This window comes from Cronobacter sakazakii (assembly GCF_000982825.1).
Lineage (GTDB): Bacteria > Pseudomonadota > Gammaproteobacteria > Enterobacterales > Enterobacteriaceae > Cronobacter > Cronobacter sakazakii.
Genome location: NZ_CP011047.1, coordinates 3942525 through 3961777, shown reverse-complemented (window position 1 = coordinate 3961777; position 19253 = coordinate 3942525). Strand labels below are relative to the sequence as shown.

Here is a 19253-nt window from a genome sequence, read left to right as displayed (position 1 = left end):
AGAGGTAAGTATAGTGCCCGGATAAGCGAAGCCCGGAAAAGAGGAGTATTCCGCAGCGGGTTTAATGTAACCGTTGGATACAGCGACTGACGATAAAGGTGGGTGCGCTGCGCTTACCCACCCTACGAAAACATACATGCAGCAAGGTAGGGCGGGTAGGCTTGCGCACCCGCCTTAAAAGCGCCATACCCACCGCAAACCCATAAAAAAACCCTCTCCGGGGAGAGGGTTCGTCATGATGAAAACCTTACGACACGTGCTGCAAAAACTCCTGCAGGCGCGGGCTTGGCGGGTTCTCGATAAGCGCCTGCGGGTTGCCGTCCTCGGCGATGCGGCCTTTATCGATAAAGATCAGACGCGAGGCCACTTTCTCGGCAAAGCCGATTTCGTGGGTCACGATCACCATCGTCATGCCTTCTTCAGCCAGATCCTGCATCACTTTCAGCACTTCGTGGCGCAGTTCCGGGTCGAGCGCGGAGGTCGGCTCATCAAACAGCATCATCTTCGGCTTCACTGCCAGCGCGCGGGCGATCGCCACACGCTGCTGCTGGCCGCCGGAGAGCTCGGACGGATAATGGTGACCGCGCTCGGCAAGGCCCACTTTCGCGAGCAGCTCTTTCGCCAGCTTCTCGGCTTCCGCTTTGCTGGCGCCGCGCACGCGAATTGGCCCGAACATCACATTCTCCAGCGCCGTCAGATGCGGGAACAGGTAGAACTGCTGGAACACCATGCCCGCTTCCTGGCGAATCAGGCGCTCGTCGACTTTCGGGTCGTTGACTTTCAGGCCATCGACAATCAGATCGCCGCTGGTAATCTCTTCGAGCTTGTTAATGCAGCGCAGCAGCGTGGATTTGCCGGAGCCGGACGGCCCGATAATCACCACCACTTCACCCTGGTTAATTTTTAAATCGATATTGTGCAGCACCTGGGTTTGACCAAAGTGCTTGGAGACATTTTTAAATTCAATCACAGGATTTTCATCCTTCTTTCCAGACGACGCAGAACAAAGCTCAGAACGAGGGTAATGATCAGGTAAATCACCGCAACGGCGCTCCAGATCTCAAGCGCACGGAAGTTGCCCGCGATGATCTCCTGGCCCTGACGGGTCAGCTCGGCGACGCCGATAACGATAAACAGCGAGGTGTCTTTGATGCTGATGATCCACTGGTTGCCAAGCGGCGGCAGCATACGGCGCAGCGCCAGCGGCAGGATCACGTGACGAATGGTTTCGCGCTTCGACAGCCCCAGCGCCAGGCCCGCTTCGCGAAAGCCTTTATGAATAGAAAGCACCGCGCCGCGGGTGATCTCCGCGATATACGCGCCGGAGTTGATCATGATAGTGACCACTGCCGCGGTGAACGGGTCGATACGCAGGTCGTTAAACGCCATCGGCAGGGCGAAGTAGATAAACATCACCTGCACCACAATCGGGGTGCCGCGGATGATTTCGATAAAGACCAGTGCGATATGATTCGCAATCCAGCCGCCAAACGAGCGGGCGAAACCGGCCACCAGACCGATTATCAGACCGCCCACCAGACCGAGGACCGAAATCCACAAGGTCATTTTGGCGCCTTCAAGCAAGAGGGGAATGGCAGGCCAGATGGCGCTCCAGTCAAACTGCATGATAATTTCCTGTGTTACCGTGGTTCAAAAATAGCAGGGGCGAAGGCCGCCCCTGACTGATGATAACTGCTTAATAAGAATTATTATTTTGGCTCGGTGCCGAACCATTTTTTGTAGATTTCGTTATAGGTGCCGTTCTCTTTCAGGGTTTTCAGCGCGCCGTTGACTTTGGTGCGCAGTTCGTCGCTGCCTTTCGGGAACGCGATGCCATACTGCTGGCCCGCCAGAGAATCACCTACCGCTTTGAACTGACCGTTGCCTGCGGTTTTGATGAAGTAAAGGATGTTTGGCGTGTCGTGCAGCACGGCGTCCGCACGGTTGGTGCCAAGCTCCATGTACGCGTTATCGATGTTCGGGAACTGACGCAGATCTTTCGTTTTGATGTTCGCTTTCGCGTAATCCACCGAGCCGGTGCCGCTCTTCACGGCCACCACTTTACCGTCGAGATCTTTTACGCTTTTCACGTCGTTGTTATTCGCTTTCACCATCACCAGCAGGCCGCTGTTGTAGTAGCCGTCGGAGAAGTCGATCGCTTTTTTACGTTCGTCGGTAATGGTGATGCCGGCCAGCGCCAGGTCAACGTTCTTGGTTTGCAGCGCCGGAATAATGCCGCTGAAATCCATCGGTTTTAAGGTGTAGTCGAGCTTAAGCTCTTTAGCGATAGCGGCCCACAGGTCGACATCAAAGCCGACATACTTATCGCCTTGTTTAAATTCGAAGGGAACAAACGCGGTGTCGGTTGCTACAACCAGCTTATCCGCCGCCTGAGAAGAGACCGCAAAGGCCAGAGTCAGGGCTGCCAGGGAAACTTTAAAAACAGACTTCATAGCATTTCCTTTATTTATCCGCGGGGCGATCCCCGATAAGAACATAGCGCTGCATGAAAAAATCATGCCAGTTTTACAAGCCGCTGTTTTGAAAGGCAAGAAAAAAGTCCTTTTGCACAAATTGCGCGCTTTTTCAGCAGTCATGCACCACAATGGCGCACCAAAATAGTGCGTCAGGGCGAGCCATCGAGTGGATAGCCTTTTTAGCCTGAAAAGCGGTGATAAAACAATCTCTGGTTAACGATTGTGTGAGGGGATTATTACAAATAGATAACGTTTGCGGTGGGAGAGGGCAAAAGCATGCCCCTTTATAGTGCAAAACCCCCTCCGCAAGGGAGGGGGCGTGATAAGTAAAGCGTCTGGTCGGTTATCGAATTATTCGATGTTCGATTCGATAAACCACAGGAATTTATCCAGGTCGCGGGACGCGGCGGTAAAGATATCAGCCGTGTCTTCGTCCTGCGCTTCGCTGATGGCTTTACGCACATCGTTGGCGACGATAGCGTAACGATCCGCCAGCTCTTTCAGGTGATCCTGAACGCTGTGGATGTCCAGCGGGTAGCTTTTCAGCGGAGTTTTGCTGTTGATCACCTGTGTGGTGCCCAGCGCCACGCCGCCCAGCTGTACAGCACGTTCAGCGATGGTATCCATATGACCAGTCAGCGCGGTACGGAAGCCGTCCAGCATTTCATGCACGCCAATGAAGTTAGCGCCGCGCATATTCCAGTGTGCCTGTTTAGTAATCAGCGACAAGTCAATGAAATTAACCACCTGGCGGTTTAACAGCTCGATGGTGGCCTTTTTGTCGCTGTCAGCTACATCGTTACGCGTGTAGAGCAGATCGGAAGCCTTTGTTTTAACCAGTTTAGCGGTACCCATAATTTCATATCCTCTTGATGATTGTGTCCCAGGAAATTACGGAATTAAGTATAGCACCGTGTTTTGGTTTTGCTGGCGAGGCTGTACCTATCAAATAAATAGCAAGGGTGTGTTTGCTTTATTTTTGCTTAAGGAACAGATGGTTGTGTAATTTTGTAAGTATTTTTATAGCGCTAAAATCAGGGCGTGATTAATGACGAAACGCGTGCATAGATATTTTAAAAGCGAATGAGTCGCAACGCGGAAATATCTTAAAAGTGTCATAAAAGGTTATTCCGGCACAGCATCAACCGTGCCGGGAAATAATTATTTTTTTTAATCAATGTCGAGGCTTTTTATCTGCGTTTCACGTCTGAGCGTCAGCGTCGAACCGACAGAAGCGATAATAATCGACAGCAGCGCCAGCCATTGCACCAGTGTCAGCGTCTCACCCAGAAAAATCATGCCGGTAAAGGCTGCCAGCGCCGGCTCCATACTCATTAGCGTACCGAATGTACGCGTGGGCAGACGCGTCAGCGCCGTCATCTCCAGCGAGTAGGGGAGCGCGGTAGAAAGAATGGCGATCCCAATGCCGGCGGGCAGTACTGACCAGTGCCAGAGCGCCTCGCCCGCCGCCGCCGCGCCGATGGGCACGAAAACGATAGCGGCAATAAGCGACCCGAGGGCGACAGTCGCCGGGCCGTGCTCCGCGCCCGCTTTCTGCCCGGCGATAATATAGATGGCCCAGCATACGCCCGCGCCCAGCGCACAGGCGGCACCGAGCGGATCGACATGCGTGACGTCCTGACCGAGCGGCAGCAGAAACCACAGCCCAAGCACCGCAAGCGCTACCCACAGAAAATCCACCGGACGCCGCGAGCCAAACAGCGCCACCGCCAGCGGGCCGGTAAACTCCAGCGCGACGGCGATACCCAGCGGCACAGTACGAATCGACAGATAAAAGAGATAGTTCATCGCACCCAGCGCCAGGCCATAGATCAGCAGCGGCATGCGCTGGCTGCGGGTAAAGCGCAGCCGCCAGGGTTTAAACACCACGGCCAGAATCAGCGTGCCAAGCGCCAGACGCAGCGCGGTGACGCCAGGCGCGCCCACTACCGGGAACAGCGATTTGGCAAGCGAAGCGCCGCTCTGAATCGACGCCATCGCAACGATGAGCACAATAACGGGCAGCCAGAGAGGCGTTTTACGGGGTAACGTTGGCATCCTGCACCTGTAAAAGTTAAAGATAAGTAAATGCGATAGCTTACTGTATTTAACTCTCTGGTGGTTGAGCAATCATTGATAAACGCACCCGAAATAACCGGTATCATACTTCTGTCAGCGCAAAAAATGCGCATTCGCGTTTAGGAATAATCCGGATGCAGTCGTGCGTAACCTGAGACGATAATGATTCCCGCCTGGTAAAATCCAGTGTTTTTAGCAGGATAGACGCGGGCGGAAATGTTCTGTTACAGGAAAGAGCGCATTAGACAACGCGAACAACAAAGAGTTTCCTGCTGGGTTTTGATATATTTAAATCTTAGGACTTACTTGAAGCACATTTGAGGTGGTTATGAAAAAAATTGCATGTCTTTCAGCACTGGCTTGTGTTCTGGCCGTTTCCGCAGGTTCTGCTGTTGCTGGCACCGCTACCGTTACCGGTGGCTACGCGCAGAGCGACGCTCAGGGCGTGATGAACAAAATGAACGGTTTCAACCTGAAATACCGTTATGAGTTCGACGACAGCAACCCGCTGGGCGTGATCGGTTCTTTCACCTACACCGAAAAAGACCGCACTGAAGATGGCGTATATGGTAAAAACCAGTACTACGGCATCACCGCGGGTCCGGCTTACCGTATCAATGACTGGGCAAGCATCTACGGCGTAGTGGGTGTTGGTTACGATAAAGCACAGGCTACCAACGGCACTGATAAAGCAGACACCAGCGACTACGGCTTCTCCTATGGCGCAGGTCTGCAGTTCAACCCGGTTCAGGACGTAGCTCTGGACTTCTCCTACGAGCAGAGCCGTGTGCGTAACACCGACATCGGCACCTGGATCGCAGGCGTGGGTTACCGCTTCTAATCACTTCGGTGATGAAAAAATCCGCCCACGGGCGGATTTTTTTTATCTGCGCATCATGCAGCGCATCGCATTTGCCGTATTAACGGGTACGCGCGTCAAACAGATCCGTACCGAGGTGATCATAGCTCACCTTGTTAAGTTTAAAGTTAGTGACAAACACCGGCCCCGCCTTTTGCCCGGAAATAAATTTATATTTCGGCGCAATCTCTTTCACTTTGATTCCCGTCCACTGAACAAAAAAGCTCAGGAAATCATTGGCTGAACGCCGCGCTTTAATAATGCGGTGGGCTTTGTCATCGCTCGACAACACCATAAACGGCACCTGGAAATTCTGCTGAAATTTATCGTCATGCGCCAGGTACTGCACCGCCTTGCCGCGCTCTTTGATGGCAAGCCCGTGATCGGAAAAGTAAACCATTGAGAAACTCTGCCCGCTGTTTTGCAACTGCTGGTACAGCTTGCTTAGCAGGTCGTCGGTCTGACGAATGCTGTAGAGATAGCAGGAGGTCTCTTTCGACTGCACAAACTCGTCATATTTGCCCTGGGTGCGGTCGCAGGCCTGGGGGTGTGAGCCCATCAGGTGCAGCACGATAAGCTGGGGCTGCGGGCGTTGCGTTGCCAGCACCTGAGCCGTCATCTTCAGCAGCGCTTCATCGCGCGTGTTTTTATCCGCCTCGAAATCACCGCTTTTTAAGAAATGCACTTCATCGGCGCGCTTAGCGATGCTGGCGATGGCAGTGTCATATTCGCCAATCTGCCCCTGGTTGGAGAACCACCAGGTCTGAAAACCGGCGCGGTTAGCGAGCGTGACGAAGTTATCCTGATATTGCGGTTTATTATCGACGACGCGGTTAAGCGTCAGCCCCAGTGATTTCTGTGTTGACCCGCTGGCCGCGATGTAATCGGTAAAAAGGTAGCCATTGACGTGGCTTGCAAACGGGCTGTTATCCCACTGGCCGCCAAAGGCGCCTACCGCGTCGCGGCGCACGCTCTCGCCTATCACCACCACATAGGTGTGATATTTCGGTGCGACCGCCAGCACATTCCAGGAGTCTTTCATTCTGGAGAGAGCCTCCATGCGTTGCTGCTCTTCCAGCACTTCGCGGTTATTCACCACCACATCTTTCACAAAGCGAAACACCGGATAGCCGCTGTCCTTCAGCGCGAAAACGCCGCCGTAAAGCTGGTTTTGCACTGGCGTAACGAAAAAACTCACCACGCTGACGGCAAGGCAGAGGCTATCGAACGGCTGCCAGCGCGAGGGTGCCTGCGGTGTGCGGCGCAACGCGATTATGCCGAGCGTAAAAATAAACAGCGACACCAGATAGCTGTACCACGGGAAAATCGTCAACAGCTCCGTTGACTCTTCCATATTCGTGGCGTGCAGGGCCAGCAGCGTATTGAAGTTCGGCGCGCCGTAGGTCTGCCCGAAAGGCAAATAGAGCCCGGCCACCAGAGAGCAGACGGCTAAAAGGCCTTTCTGCGCGCGCGGCGCGGTTTTCCACAGCAGCAGCAGCACGCAGCAAAACGCGATGGCGTACAGCAGGCTGAATTCATAACCCAGAGCGAAATTAATTAATAACGATTGCAGAAAATAGAAGCCAATCCACGGATCGAGAGCGATGCCGCGCGCAGCAAGAGTATTTTTTAGCGTTAGATTCATAGTACGGATTCAACGAAACGCCATGCGTAAACCCTGGCATCAAGGGTATTCGCCCGTCAGAGTGCTGGACCAGAAGGGAGGGAGATCCGCATTCGGTATCGTCGTAAGAGCAGGGCTGCAAGAAGATAGAGCCGCACGAAAAGAATAGCAACGGGGGGAAACCAACTAGTTTGCGAGAAAGGCTGCAAATTTCGCCAAAAGAGAGGTTAAAGCCAACGTGAGGAGCGCCAGGGCTCAGGATAACGCAAAAAAATGACAAAAAAATGGCAAGCGCGTGGGAAAGGGGAGCGGGTTATTGTTGCCCGTTATCATCCTGCCCTGGCTGGGGTTTGGGATTAAACATATCGCACAGCATATTCAGCAGCCGCAGCCGCACCTGAAAGGGGGAGTGAGTAAACACGTTCAGACACCTCATTAATTCGTTCATACCACACCTCCGCGTCTCACAGTCAGTAAACATCACGACTGTTCGCATTACATACAGATATAGCACAGGCTATGTTATATAGCTATGGCTAACGCGTTAATTTTTTGTGCTCGTGAATCTGTGGTTTACAATGGCCCGCAAACAGCGTTAACCGTATCGCGCCACTGTAATGAGGAAGTATCAATGAGCCGTCGGGCAGGTAAGCAGAGCAGCATGAAAGTGACGCAACTGGTCAATGTCGAAGAACATGTGGAAGGCTTTCGCCAGGTACGTGAAGCCCACCGCCGCGAACTTATCGACGATTACGTCGAGCTGATTTCCGATCTCATTCGGGAGGTGGGCGAAGCGCGTCAGGTAGATATGGCGGCGCGTCTTGGCGTTTCGCAACCGACCGTTGCGAAAATGCTCAAGCGTCTTGCCTCTGTAGGGCTGATTGAGCAGATCCCGTGGCGCGGCGTGTTTCTGACGCCGGAAGGCGAAACGCTGGCGCAGCAGAGCCGTGAACGACATCAAATCGTCGAGAACTTCCTGCTGGCACTCGGCGTTAACCCGGATACCGCACGCCGCGACGCCGAAGGGATGGAGCACCATGTCAGCGAAGAGACGCTTGAGGTCTTTCGTCGTTTCAGCCAGCAAAACGGGTTCGAATAATCATGTTACTTCGCCTCGCGCGTCCTTTTCTGCACGACCGGTTTTTCCAGCTTTTACTGATTACCGGCGTGATCCTCTCCTTTTTTGTGCCTTTCGCGCCGCGTGAGTGGCCGCAGGCCGTCGACTGGCGCACCATCATTACCCTTGCCGGGCTGATGATGTTGACCAAAGGCGTTGAACTGAGCGGCTATTTCGACGTGCTGGGCCGCCGTCTGGTGCGGCGTTTTTCGACAGAGCGCAGCCTGGCGCTCTTTCTGGTCTGCGCCGCCGCACTGCTCTCCACTTTTTTAACTAATGACGTGGCGCTGTTTATCGTGGTGCCGCTGACGCTGACGCTGAAAAAACTCTGCGCCATTCCGGTTAACCGCCTCATTATTTTTGAAGCGTTGGCCGTGAATGCCGGTTCGCTGCTGACGCCTATCGGCAACCCGCAAAATATTCTCTTATGGGGCCGCTCGGGCCTCGCGTTTGGAGAATTTATTCTGCACATGGCACCGCTTGCGCTGGCGCTGATGGCGAGCCTGCTGCTGCTCTGCTGGTTTTGCTTTCCGGGCAAGGCGCTGCATTATCAGTCGCACGATAAACAACACGAGTGGCAGCCGCGCCTGGTCTGGAGTTGCCTTGCGTTCTACATCGTGTTTTTAACCGCGCTGGAGCTGAATGTCGCCCTGTGGGGGCTGGCGCTGGTGGCGGTGGGGTTCCTGCTGGTGGCGCGCCGGGTGCTTATCAGCATTGACTGGAGCCTGCTGCTGGTCTTCGTGGCGATGTTTATCGATGTGCATCTGTTGACCAAACTGCCTGCGCTTACGTCCAGTTTGCATCATGTTTCGCAACTGCCGCCCGCAGGCCTGTATGCGCTGGGCATCGGCCTGTCGCAGTTTATCAGCAACGTGCCCGCGACCATTTTGCTGCTCAACTATGTACCGCCGACGACGCTGCTCGCCTGGGCGGTCAACATCGGTGGATTCGGGCTCCTGCCAGGCTCGCTCGCGAACCTGATTGCGCTGCGTATGGCGGCTGACCGCCGCATCTGGTGGCGCTTTCATCTCTATTCGCTGCCGCTATTACTGTGGTCTGCGCTGGTGGGGTATGCACTGCTGTGGGGACTGTTTCTCAGATAATGCTAATTTGTCAGTTTTTCCTGGCAAATGTATAGACTGCTCCTAAGTTTAGTAAACGGTATTTTGTGATGGTGTTAACTTACAGGACTGTTGCTGAACTATGGCGGAAAATCACAATAACAACGCTGACGAAGAGAAACGTCAGGATCAACAAGACGATAACAGCAAAAACGAGGATAACGGCAAGGGCAAGGGGAAAGGCGACGGTGAAAACCGCAAGCGCCCCGGTAAAAAGCCGCTGATTATTCTCGGTATTGTTGTTGTCATTATGGTTATCGGGGCCATCATCTGGTGGTTTATGACCCGAAACCTTGAAACCACTGACGATGCCTTTATTGAAGGTGATGCCGTGACCGTCGCGCCGAAAGTGGCGGGGTATGTCACGGAACTGCGCGTGAAAGATAACCAGCGGGTGAAAAAAGGCGATCTGCTGGTGGTTATCGACCCGCGCGACGCCACCGCACAGCGCGATCAGGCGCAGGCGCAGTTGTCGCTTGCCGAGTCGCAGCTCCATCAGGCGCAGGCGCAACTGGCGCTCGCCAAAGTGCAGTACCCGGCCCAGCGCGATCAGGCCAAAGCGCAGGTGCTGCGCGCCCAGGCGGAGCTTGCCAACGCCCGCGCCGAATATCAGCGCCAGCGCGGTGTTGACCCGCGCGCCACCTCGAAACAAAACATCGACGCTGCCAACGCCCAACTGCGCAGCGCCGAAGCGGGCCTTGCTAACGCGCAGGTGCAGCTGGAAGTGGCCGAGCAGGTGCAACTGCAAATTCGTCAGCAGGAAACCAACGTCGAAGCGCGCCAGAGCCAGGTGGAACAGGCCCGTGCGCAGTTAAAAACGGCCGAGCTGAATCTCTCTTATACCGAAGTGCGCGCGCCGTTCGACGGCTATGTCACGAAGCGTAACGTCCAGAACGGCACGCTGGTGCAGGCGGGCAGCGCGCTCTTTTCGATTGTCTCGCCGGATATCTGGGTGGTGGCGAACTTTAAAGAGTCGCAGCTTGAGCGGATGCGGCCGGGTAATAAAGTCGAGATCTCCGTAGACGCTTTCCCCGACCTGGAACTTGAGGGCCATGTCGAGAGCATTCAACAGGGCAGCGGCTCGCGCTTCTCGGCGTTCCCGGCGGAAAACGCCACCGGCAACTTTGTGAAAATCGTCCAGCGCGTGCCGGTGAAAATCGTTATCGACAAAGGACTTGAGAACTGGAACCAGCCGCTGCCGCTGGGGCTGTCCGTCGAGCCTGAGGTGACGGTGGAATGAGCGAGCAGGCCCACAGCGGCTGGCGTCCGGCCAGCAACCCCTGGTCCGTCGCGATTGTCGTGACGATCGCGGTGTTCATGGAAATTCTCGACACCACTATCGTTAACGTGGCGCTGCCGCACATCGCCGGGTCGCTGTCGTCGAGCTATTCCGAATCGACGTGGGTCCTGACCTCGTATCTGGTGGCGAATGGCATCGTGCTGCCGCTGTCGGCGTTTTTCAGCCGGCTGTTCGGGCGCAAACAGTTTTTCCTGATTTGCATTGTGATGTTTACCGTCTGCTCGTTTCTGTGCGGCATCGCCACTGAGCTCTGGCAAATTATTCTGTTTCGTATTTTGCAGGGCTTTTTCGGCGGCGGTCTGCAGCCGACGCAGCAGTCGGTGCTGCTCGATTACTTCAAGCCGGAAGATCGCGGCAAGGCGTTCGGGCTTTCTTCCATTGCGATTATCGTCGCACCGGTGCTTGGCCCGACGCTCGGCGGCTGGATAACCGATAACTACTCCTGGCGCTGGGTCTTTTTCATCAACATTCCGGTCGGCATCGTCTGCGTGCTGGCGGTCTATCAGTTGCTGGAAGATCCGCCGTGGGAGAAAAAATCGGAAGAAAAAATCCCGGTCGACTGGACGGGCATCGGGCTGATTGCGCTGGGCCTCGGCTGCCTGCAGGTGATGCTCGATCGCGGCGAAGACGAAGACTGGTTCGCGTCCGATTTTATCCGCACCTTCGCGGTGCTGACGCTTATCGGGATTGTCGGCGCGATTTACTGGCTCATCTACACCCGCCGTCCAGTGGTGGATCTGCACTGCGTACGGGATAAAAACTTCGCCGTCTCCAGCGTGCTGATGGCGGGCATGGCGCTGATCCTCTACGGCAGCTCGGTCGTTATTCCGCAGCTGGCGCAGCAGGATCTCGGCTACACCGCCACCTGGTCGGGGCTGATACTCTCGCCCGGCGCGGTGCTGATTGTCTTTACCATCCCGATTGTGCTGAAGCTGATGCCGCTGGTGCAGACCCGCTGGATCATCGCGTTCGGCTTCCTGTGCCTTGGCGTGTCATTTTTCTGGTCACGCAATCTGGTGCCGAACGTCGATTTCGAAACGCTGGTGCTGATGCGCAGCGCGCAGTCTATCGGGCTAGGCTTTTTGTTTGTGCCGCTTACCACGATTGCGTTTATCACCATTCCGCAGAAGCTTAACGCCGACGCGGCGGCGCTGTTTACGATGTTCCGTAACGTCGCAGGCTCGATAGGGATTTCGCTCTCCACCGCCGCGATTACCGAACGTTCGCAGGTGCAGAGCGCGCATCTGAGCGCGCACATGACGCCTTTTGACGAACAGTTCCAGCAGGCGATACGCAGCGGTGCCGAGGCGGTGCGCAATTTCACCGCCCAGCTCGGCGACCCGACCGGCATCGCCACCGGGCAGCTTTATAAAACCATGATTGCCCAGTCGCGCATTCTCGCGTATGTCGACGTGTTCACCATGCTGAGCGTGGTGGCGATCCTGTTGATTCCGTTTTGTTTATTGCTTTCGCCCATCAAGAGCGAAGGCTCCGCAGGAGCACATTAATATGTCCGGGAGAGTGACCTTCCCCTTATCACTGACGGCGCTGGCGCTGCTGCTGGCAGGCTGCGCGGTTGGCCCCGATTACCAACGGCCTGAGCCCGTAACGCCGGGCGCTTTCGGCGAAACCGCCCGGCAGAACGCGCCGGATGTGGCCTCAAAGGCGCGCAGCACCGCGCCAGACCCGCGCTGGTGGCGCACGTTTAAATCGCCGCAACTCGACAGCCTGATTGAGCGCGCCATCGCCGGTAACTTATCGCTACAGCAAACGGTGCTGCGTATCGCCGGGGCCCGTGAACAGATAAACCAGGCGGGCGGCGCGTTTTTCCCGGCGGTCAACGGCAACGTGCGCGCCACGCGCCAGCAGCTTGGTCTCGAAGGCGAGCTGAAATCGCATGACGTCTATGGCCAGCTTGATGCGGTCGATCCGCAAATCAGTTCCGCGCTCGGGCCGCTGACGCAGCCGATTAACCTCTATCAGGGCAGCTTTGACGCGCAGTGGGAAATTGACCTGTGGGGCAAAGTGCGCCGTCAGGTAGAGGCCGCAGACGCGCAGCAGAAGGCGGCGATTGAGCAGCGCAACGACGCGCTGGTCTCGCTTGAAGCCGAAGTGGCGCGCGCCTGGCTGCAACTGCGCGGCGCGCAGAGCATTCTCGCCACCATGAATCAGCAGATCGCCTCAGCGCAGCAGACGCTGGAGCTGACCGAAAGCCGCCAGCAAAGCGGGCTGTCGCCGCAGCTGGATGTGGAAAACGCCCGCGCCCAGCTTGGTTCGCTCCAGGCGCAACTGCCGCAGTATCAGGCGCAGGAGCGTCAGGCGATGAACGGGCTGGCGGTGCTGCTTGGCAAGCCGCCGGGCGCGCTTGATGCAGAATTGCAGGCCGCGCAGCCGTTACCACCGCTGCCGGAAATCGTGCCGGTGGGCATTCCCTCAACGCTCGCGCGCCGTCGCCCGGACGTGCGTGAAGCCGAAGCACGGCTCCACGCCGCAACCGCGCAAATCGGGGTGTCAGTGGCGCAGCTCTTCCCGAGCCTGTCGCTCTCGGGCCAGCTCGGGATGCGTAACAGCGAAACCAGTTACCTCACCGACTGGAGCAGCCATTTTTACAGCTTCGGCCCGCAGATTTCGATTCCGATCTTCCAGGGCGGGCGACTGGTCTCCAGCGTGAAACTTGCCCGCGCGGAGCAGGGCGCGGCGGCGTTGCAGTATCGCCAGACGGTGCTGACAGCGTTAAGCGATGTGGAAAATGCGCTGGTCAGCTACCGCACCGACCAGCAGCGCGAGGCCGGGCTTGAGAAAACGCTGGACGCGCTGCAAACCTCATTCGATCTGGCGAGCGACAGCTACCGTAAAGGCATCGCCACGTTTATCGACGTGCTCGACGCCCAGCGCCAGCTGGCACAGGCCGAGCAGCAGCGCGCGCAGGCGCGAGTGCAAAGCAGTCTCGATCTGGTCGCGCTCTACAAAGCACTCGGCGGCGGCTGGGAGCCCTATCAGAACGTGCGTCTGCCGGACTACGACGTGTTTGGCCCCGCGCCGCGCGGCTAGGGCATTCAAAGCCAATAAAAAACCCCGCGGGCAGCGATGCACGCGGGGTTTTTTATCGCCTTGCGGCAGATTAGTTCAGACGGACCGGCATACCGGAACGGTTCTGTACCGCCTGTTCAACGACGTTCTGATCGACATCGCTCTGGCTTGTGACTGTCGTGACCGCTTTGGTCAGCGTAATTGGCACCAGTTCGTTGTTGTTGATCTGATCTTCGCTGGTAGAGAGCGGGTTATGCACCTCGATGTAACGGCTGCCATCCGGCTCGGTGGTCGCTTTCACCGGCTCGTTGACAAACTGTACGCGGGTGCCGACCGGCACGTTCTCAAACAGGAATTTAATGTCTTCGTTACGCAGACGCACGCAGCCGTGGCTCACGCGAAGGCCGATACCGAAGTTAGCGTTAGTACCGTGAATAGCGTACAGGCGACCGATGTAGAGCGCGTAGAGGCCCATCGGATTATCCGGGCCAGCCGGTACCACCGGCGGCAGCGGTTCGCCCGCGGCCGCATATTCCGCATGCATCTTGGCGGTTGGCGTCCAGGTCGGGTTCGCGCGCTTGCGCTCCACTTTGGTCACCCAGTTGATCGGGGTGTCTTTACCGAGCTGACCGATACCAATCGGCAGCACGATAACGGTGTTGGTGCCTTTCGGGTAGTAATACAGACGCATTTCGGCGCTGTTAATCACAATCCCTTCATGCGGCGTATCCGGCAGGATCAGCTGCTGAGGAATGTTCAGAATGGTGCCGCCTTTCGGCAGATACGGGTCAACGCCCGGGTTGGCTTCCAGCATGTTGGAAAGCCCCATCTGATACTGAGCGGCGAAATCCTCAAGCGGCAGCGTATTGCCATCCGGGATCGTCACTACCTGGTTTTCACCCACCAGACGGCTACCGTCGGTCGGCAGAGGATAAGTCACCGCAGAGGCGGATTTACAAAACCCGACGACTGCGAAGGCTGCCACTAAAAGCGTGCGTAATTTCATCTTCATGTTATGCAAATATCGTTGCCAGACCGGCCGTTAGAGTGAACGAAACAATACAGGGAGCGCATTATATGTGCATTCTCCGTGGCAGGGAATTGAGTTGTGTGCTTATTCACATTTTTTTCCCATTCCTGAGTCAGTGTAGTCAGTCCATTGACGGGGGAAATAAATTCGGAGTTATGGCATAATGCGTTGTTTATCACACATCTTACCCAGGAATTACGCGTGTTAGTTACCAGCAACGTCACCATGCAGTTCGGCAGTAAGCCGCTGTTTGAAAACATTTCCGTCAAGTTTGGCGGCGGCAACCGTTACGGTCTGATTGGCGCCAACGGGAGCGGCAAGTCCACTTTCATGAAAATCCTCGGCGGCGATTTACAGCCGAGCGCGGGCAACGTTTCGCTCGACCCTAACGAACGCATCGGTAAGCTGCGTCAGGATCAGTTCGCGTTTGAACAATATACCGTGCTGGACACCGTAATTATGGGGCACAGCGAACTGTGGGAAGTGAAGCAGGAGCGCGATCGCATCTACAGTCTGCCGGAGATGAGCGAAGAGGACGGCTATAAAGTGGCCGATCTCGAAGTGAAATATGGCGAAATGGACGGCTACAGCGCGGAATCCCGCGCGGGTGAGCTGTTGCTGGGCGTCGGCATTCCGCTGGAGCAGCACTACGGCCCGATGAGCGAAGTCGCTCCTGGCTGGAAGCTGCGTGTGCTGCTGGCGCAGGCGCTGTTCTCTAACCCGGATATCCTGCTGCTCGACGAACCGACGAACAACCTGGACATCGACACCATTCGCTGGCTGGAGCAGACGCTGAACGATCGCGACAGCACCATGATTATCATTTCGCACGACCGTCACTTCCTGAACATGGTCTGCACCCACATGGCGGATCTCGATTACGGCGAGCTGCGCGTTTATCCGGGCAACTACGACGAATACATGACCGCGGCGACCCAGGCGCGCGAGCGTCTGCTGGCGGACAACGCCAAGAAAAAAGCCCAGATTGCGGACCTGCAGTCGTTTGTGAGCCGCTTTAGCGCCAACGCCTCGAAATCCCGTCAGGCGACCTCCCGCGCCCGCCAGATTGACAAAATCAAACTGGAAGAGGTGAAAGCCTCCAGCCGTCAGAACCCGTTTATCCGCTTCGAGCAGGACAAGAAACTGTTCCGCAACGCGCTGGAAGTGGAGGCCATGACCAAAGGCTTCGATAACGGCCCGCTGTTTAAAAACGTCGGCCTGCTGCTGGAAGTGGGCGAGAAGCTGGCTATCCTCGGCGCCAACGGCGTGGGTAAATCCACCATGCTGAAAACGCTGGTGGGCGAACTGCAACCGGACAGCGGCACCGTGAAATGGTCCGAGAACGCGCAGATTGGCTACTACGCGCAGGATCACGAGTATGAGTTCGACAACGATCTCACCGTTTTCGACTGGATGAGCCAGTGGAAGCAGGAAGGTGACGACGAGCAGGCGGTACGCAGCATTCTCGGACGTCTGTTGTTCAGCCAGGACGACATCAAAAAGCCCGCCAAAGTGCTTTCCGGTGGTGAAAAGGGCCGTATGCTGTTCGGCAAGCTGATGATGCAAAAACCGAACATTCTGGTGATGGACGAACCGACCAACCACCTGGATATGGAATCGATCGAATCGCTGAACGCCGCGCTGGAGATGTACCAGGGCACGCTGATTTTCGTCTCCCACGACCGTGAATTCGTCAGCTCTCTTGCGACCCGCGTGATTGAAATTACCCCGGAACGCGTGGTGGATTTCTCCGGCGGTTACGAAGATTATCTGCGCAGCAAAGGCATCGAATAACGATTCGCCGCATTAAAACAATAACGGGTAGTCAGATGACTACCCGTTTTTTTCGTCAGGTTTCAGAATCGCAATAATCGATTAATAATCGTGCAGATCGTAATACCCTTCGATGCGGCCATGATTCACAAAGCGATCGGTAAAGATCTCATTATCGTCGCTGGAGATTTTAGCACCGCTATGGTTCGTGACTTTATGTGAGCGCAGCGTGATCGTATCGTAGGAATAGAGCGAACCTTCGTTATCCAGCGTATTAACCGCCTCAATCGACAGTCCGTTGCGACCGTTGATATAACCGTGGTTTTCATTCTCGAACGATTTTGCCGCGTAAATTGCGATTTTATCGCCGGTAGAGATGCTGCCTTTGTTGGAGAATGTGCTGCTATTAAGGTTAATCGCCCCGGTCGCTTTGATGGTGCCGTCGTTTGAGAAATTGTCGGCAGCGTTGATGTTAATATTTCCTGCTTTCGATTCCACGGAGCCGTGGTTATTGACATAGAAATCGTCATCCGCGTTAACCGTAATATCGCCGGTTGCCGCAATATGACCGTTACCGACATCAAACGTATCGCCCTGCAGATAGATCTTATTACCTTTCACTGTCCCTTTGTCATTATTGAAATACCCGCTGCTGACCGTGACAGTGTTACCGGCGATAGTTCCTCCCTCGGTAAATAAACCTGCGCTGTTATCAATCTTGTCGGCGACAATATCCAGCTGTCTGGCGCTAAAAATGCTACCTGCGGTATTGGATAATGTTTTGGTATCCAGCGTCATATTCCCGATGGCCGCAAGGGTGCCCTGTTCGTTATCCAGCGAATGGGACGCATAGGCATCCAGCGCGCCTTGCGCATAGATTTTGCCGCGGTTGCGAATGTCATGAGTCTGAAGCCGTGTGTCGGTTCCACTGCTGATAAGCCCGTCTTTTTCGTTTTCCAGCGTGTCACTCACAATCGTCAGCGCCTGCTGCGCCTGAATCAGATCCTGGTTGTTGAGTTTTCCTGCGGTAATGGACACCGTGTTGGCGCTTATTTCGCCGCGGTTATTCAGCGTTCCGGCGCTTATCGTAAGGTCATCATTGCCTGTGATACGGCTGCCGTTGGTAATATCATCCGCAGCGATGTTGATACTGCCGCTCGCAATAATACCCCTGCCGTTATTATCCAGCGTATTGCCGTGCGTGTTGATATTAATGTCTTTAGCAGTAATCAGGCCGTTGTTGTTGTTATCAAGCTTGCTGCTGGCGATAGCGAGATTACGTTCGGCCTGAAGGCGGCCATTATCGTTATCGACATCATGCTGGTTGGTATCGATCAGCAAATCGGTATTCGCAGAAATAATATTGTTGTTTTCGAGCTTACCGTCTACTGAAATAGAAATGTCCTGCGCCGCAGTAGAGATAATGCCGTTGTTGCGAACCCCCACGCCGTTTTCCGTACCAATAAGCTGAATCTTATTGGCATACATCCCCCCAAGACTGGATACATCCAGTGCCAGGGATGGCTCGTCGCTAAAGAGATCCGGCAGGATTTTCTTCGTATTCAGCGTTTTATAATTAACTTTATTGGTGCCGGTGACGATACGCAGTTCGCGCGCCGTCAACTGTGCGTTAATAATCGCGGAGCGAGAGATGAGATCGGTGTAGTCCGTTCCACGATCGTCCATCCCTTTGCCGGTAATCACGATTTTGCCATCAGTGACCTTAAAGTTGCTGACTTTGCCGGCGGTCATGTCAACGGTGCCGGTGACCAGCGTTGAGCGACTGGTATTAATGAAACCGCAGCCGTCACAGGTAATACCCGACGGGTTAGCGATAATGACCGCCGCTTTTTTTCCTGCGACTTCCACCATGCCGTTTAACTGGCTGGGGCTGGATGACGCCACTTCGTTTAAAATGACGCTGGCGCTACCGTGTGACATATTCGCGTTGCCGTTGACGTTACCCGCAAGCGTCGTGTTACTGCTGCCGGCACCGTTATTGAGCACCACACCTGCGCTGTTAACGTCGAACTGTTTGTAGTAGTTATGGGAAACGCCGCCACTGGAAGGGGCGCTCACATCAACGACTGTCGCACCATTACCCGCAACATTGACCGTGGTATCAGGCGATTTTTGTTGATCGACCACAATGGCGGCATTCGCGTAAGTCACTATTCCGAGCGCCATCCAGGTGCCCAGGCAAAGCGCGCTGATGCGATATTGTGGCGACGATACAGACATTTTCATAAATAATCCTTCATTTAACAGAAAATAAAATAGCCTGCCGCCTTAATTGCAGGCAGACCGGTTTTCTCTTACTGAGAAACATAAAAAACACTATGGCGCGCTGGTTATTCCGCGCAAAAATAAGCAGTAATGAAATTAGCCGGGGATATTCCTCCACGCTCCATGTGGGTGATTAAAACGCGCTTGCGTAATAACGATAATGTAAATGCAGCCTTTCGCCTTATTTTCTTAATCATGGCGTTATAGGTAAAAAGCAAAAGGCCGCTGCAAGTTCCAAAAAAAGTACCAGAAAAGCACTGGCGGTGACGGTAACAAAGAGATTTTATCAAGTCAGATGGTTAATACCGATGGGTAGGGGGCAGTTAAATGTTTTTACTTATCAATCAATGACTCATTGAAAGTTATCAGATAAATGAATAATTTTTGAAAAGGATATTTATAATATTTTATTGATTTTTATAAAGATAATGGAGGTTTAGCTCGTTGAGTGAAGCGCGAAGAAAAGTCTGATTCCGGATGATGTATCGTCGTGAATAATCATCGGGATTAATAACAAAAATAAAATGTGACGCACCGACACACTTTTTCGTCGTCAT

General features: G+C 54.8%; 16 protein-coding genes. 7 read left to right on the top strand and 9 right to left on the bottom strand.

The window, feature by feature from the left end; all coding sequences use genetic code 11:
• Positions 1-247: 247 nt before the first annotated feature.
• From glnQ to rhtA, 5 genes are all read right to left on the bottom strand, one after another.
• Positions 248-970 (bottom strand): glutamine ABC transporter ATP-binding protein GlnQ, encoded by a 723-nt coding sequence (gene glnQ, locus CSK29544_RS18810; RefSeq protein WP_004388458.1) that lies wholly within the window; start codon positions 968-970, stop codon positions 248-250.
• A complete protein-coding gene (gene glnP, locus CSK29544_RS18805; RefSeq protein ID WP_004388457.1) occupies positions 967-1626 on the bottom strand; it encodes a glutamine ABC transporter permease GlnP in 660 nt (219 codons plus the stop codon). The genes glnQ and glnP overlap by 4 nt, the downstream gene beginning before the upstream one ends.
• A gap of 83 nt (positions 1627-1709) precedes the next feature.
• The gene (gene glnH, locus CSK29544_RS18800) at positions 1710-2453 is read right to left on the bottom strand and encodes a glutamine ABC transporter substrate-binding protein GlnH (RefSeq protein ID WP_007782268.1); all 744 of its coding nucleotides are present in this window, start codon (positions 2451-2453) and stop codon (positions 1710-1712) included.
• 375 nt (positions 2454-2828) lie between these two features.
• Complete coding sequence (gene dps / locus CSK29544_RS18795) at positions 2829-3332, bottom strand: DNA starvation/stationary phase protection protein Dps (protein ID WP_007768605.1); 504 nt, start codon at positions 3330-3332, stop codon at positions 2829-2831.
• Between the two features lie 315 nt (positions 3333-3647).
• The gene (gene rhtA, locus CSK29544_RS18790; protein WP_007902071.1) at positions 3648-4535 is read right to left on the bottom strand and encodes a threonine/homoserine exporter RhtA; all 888 of its coding nucleotides are present in this window, start codon (positions 4533-4535) and stop codon (positions 3648-3650) included.
• A gap of 349 nt (positions 4536-4884) precedes the next feature.
• Between rhtA and ompX the strand changes: the two genes are divergently transcribed.
• Positions 4885-5397 carry an outer membrane protein OmpX gene (gene ompX, locus CSK29544_RS18785; RefSeq protein WP_004388453.1) on the top strand — a complete coding sequence of 171 codons (513 nt, stop codon included), beginning with the start codon at positions 4885-4887 and terminating at the stop codon, positions 5395-5397.
• A gap of 79 nt (positions 5398-5476) precedes the next feature.
• Here ompX and CSK29544_RS18780 read toward each other — a convergent pair whose 3' ends face one another.
• Together CSK29544_RS18780 and mntS are read right to left on the bottom strand one after the other, a co-directional pair.
• Complete coding sequence (locus tag CSK29544_RS18780; RefSeq protein WP_029038911.1) at positions 5477-7060, bottom strand: phosphoethanolamine transferase; 1584 nt, start codon at positions 7058-7060, stop codon at positions 5477-5479.
• Between the two features lie 292 nt (positions 7061-7352).
• On the bottom strand, positions 7353-7487 hold the full coding sequence (gene mntS / locus CSK29544_RS24405) for a manganase accumulation protein MntS (protein WP_007848577.1): 135 nt from the start codon (positions 7485-7487) through the stop codon (positions 7353-7355).
• Positions 7488-7670: 183 nt separating this feature from the next.
• Here mntS and mntR point away from each other — a divergent pair, with 183 nt between their 5' ends.
• The 5 genes from mntR to CSK29544_RS18755 all read left to right on the top strand — a co-directional run bounded on the left by mntR (position 7671) and on the right by CSK29544_RS18755 (position 13628).
• Positions 7671-8138 (top strand): manganese-binding transcriptional regulator MntR, encoded by a 468-nt coding sequence (gene mntR, locus CSK29544_RS18775; RefSeq protein ID WP_004388452.1) that lies wholly within the window; start codon positions 7671-7673, stop codon positions 8136-8138.
• A 2-nt stretch (positions 8139-8140) separates the two neighbouring features.
• Entirely contained in the window at positions 8141-9259 is a 1119-nt protein-coding gene (locus CSK29544_RS18770) for an anion transporter (RefSeq protein WP_007848582.1), read from the top strand.
• Between the two features lie 100 nt (positions 9260-9359).
• Positions 9360-10517 carry an HlyD family secretion protein gene (locus CSK29544_RS18765; protein WP_029038912.1) on the top strand — a complete coding sequence of 386 codons (1158 nt, stop codon included), beginning with the start codon at positions 9360-9362 and terminating at the stop codon, positions 10515-10517.
• Complete coding sequence (locus tag CSK29544_RS18760) at positions 10514-12085, top strand: DHA2 family efflux MFS transporter permease subunit (protein WP_007792070.1); 1572 nt, start codon at positions 10514-10516, stop codon at positions 12083-12085. The genes CSK29544_RS18765 and CSK29544_RS18760 overlap by 4 nt, the downstream gene beginning before the upstream one ends.
• A 1-nt stretch (position 12086) precedes the next feature.
• Positions 12087-13628, top strand: a complete 1542-nt coding sequence (locus tag CSK29544_RS18755; RefSeq protein ID WP_007902081.1) for an efflux transporter outer membrane subunit — start codon at positions 12087-12089, stop codon at positions 13626-13628.
• Positions 13629-13698: 70 nt separating this feature from the next.
• On the opposite strand, the gene ldtB is transcribed toward CSK29544_RS18755, so the two are convergent.
• Positions 13699-14619 (bottom strand): L,D-transpeptidase, encoded by a 921-nt coding sequence (gene ldtB / locus CSK29544_RS18750; RefSeq protein ID WP_004388448.1) that lies wholly within the window; start codon positions 14617-14619, stop codon positions 13699-13701.
• Between the two features lie 219 nt (positions 14620-14838).
• Here ldtB and CSK29544_RS18745 point away from each other — a divergent pair, with 219 nt between their 5' ends.
• Entirely contained in the window at positions 14839-16431 is a 1593-nt protein-coding gene (locus CSK29544_RS18745; RefSeq protein WP_007902094.1) for an ABC-F family ATPase, read from the top strand.
• An 81-nt stretch (positions 16432-16512) separates the two neighbouring features.
• Here CSK29544_RS18745 and CSK29544_RS18740 read toward each other — a convergent pair whose 3' ends face one another.
• Positions 16513-18657 carry a filamentous hemagglutinin N-terminal domain-containing protein gene (locus CSK29544_RS18740; protein ID WP_007902095.1) on the bottom strand — a complete coding sequence of 715 codons (2145 nt, stop codon included), beginning with the start codon at positions 18655-18657 and terminating at the stop codon, positions 16513-16515.
• Positions 18658-19253 lie beyond the last annotated feature (596 nt).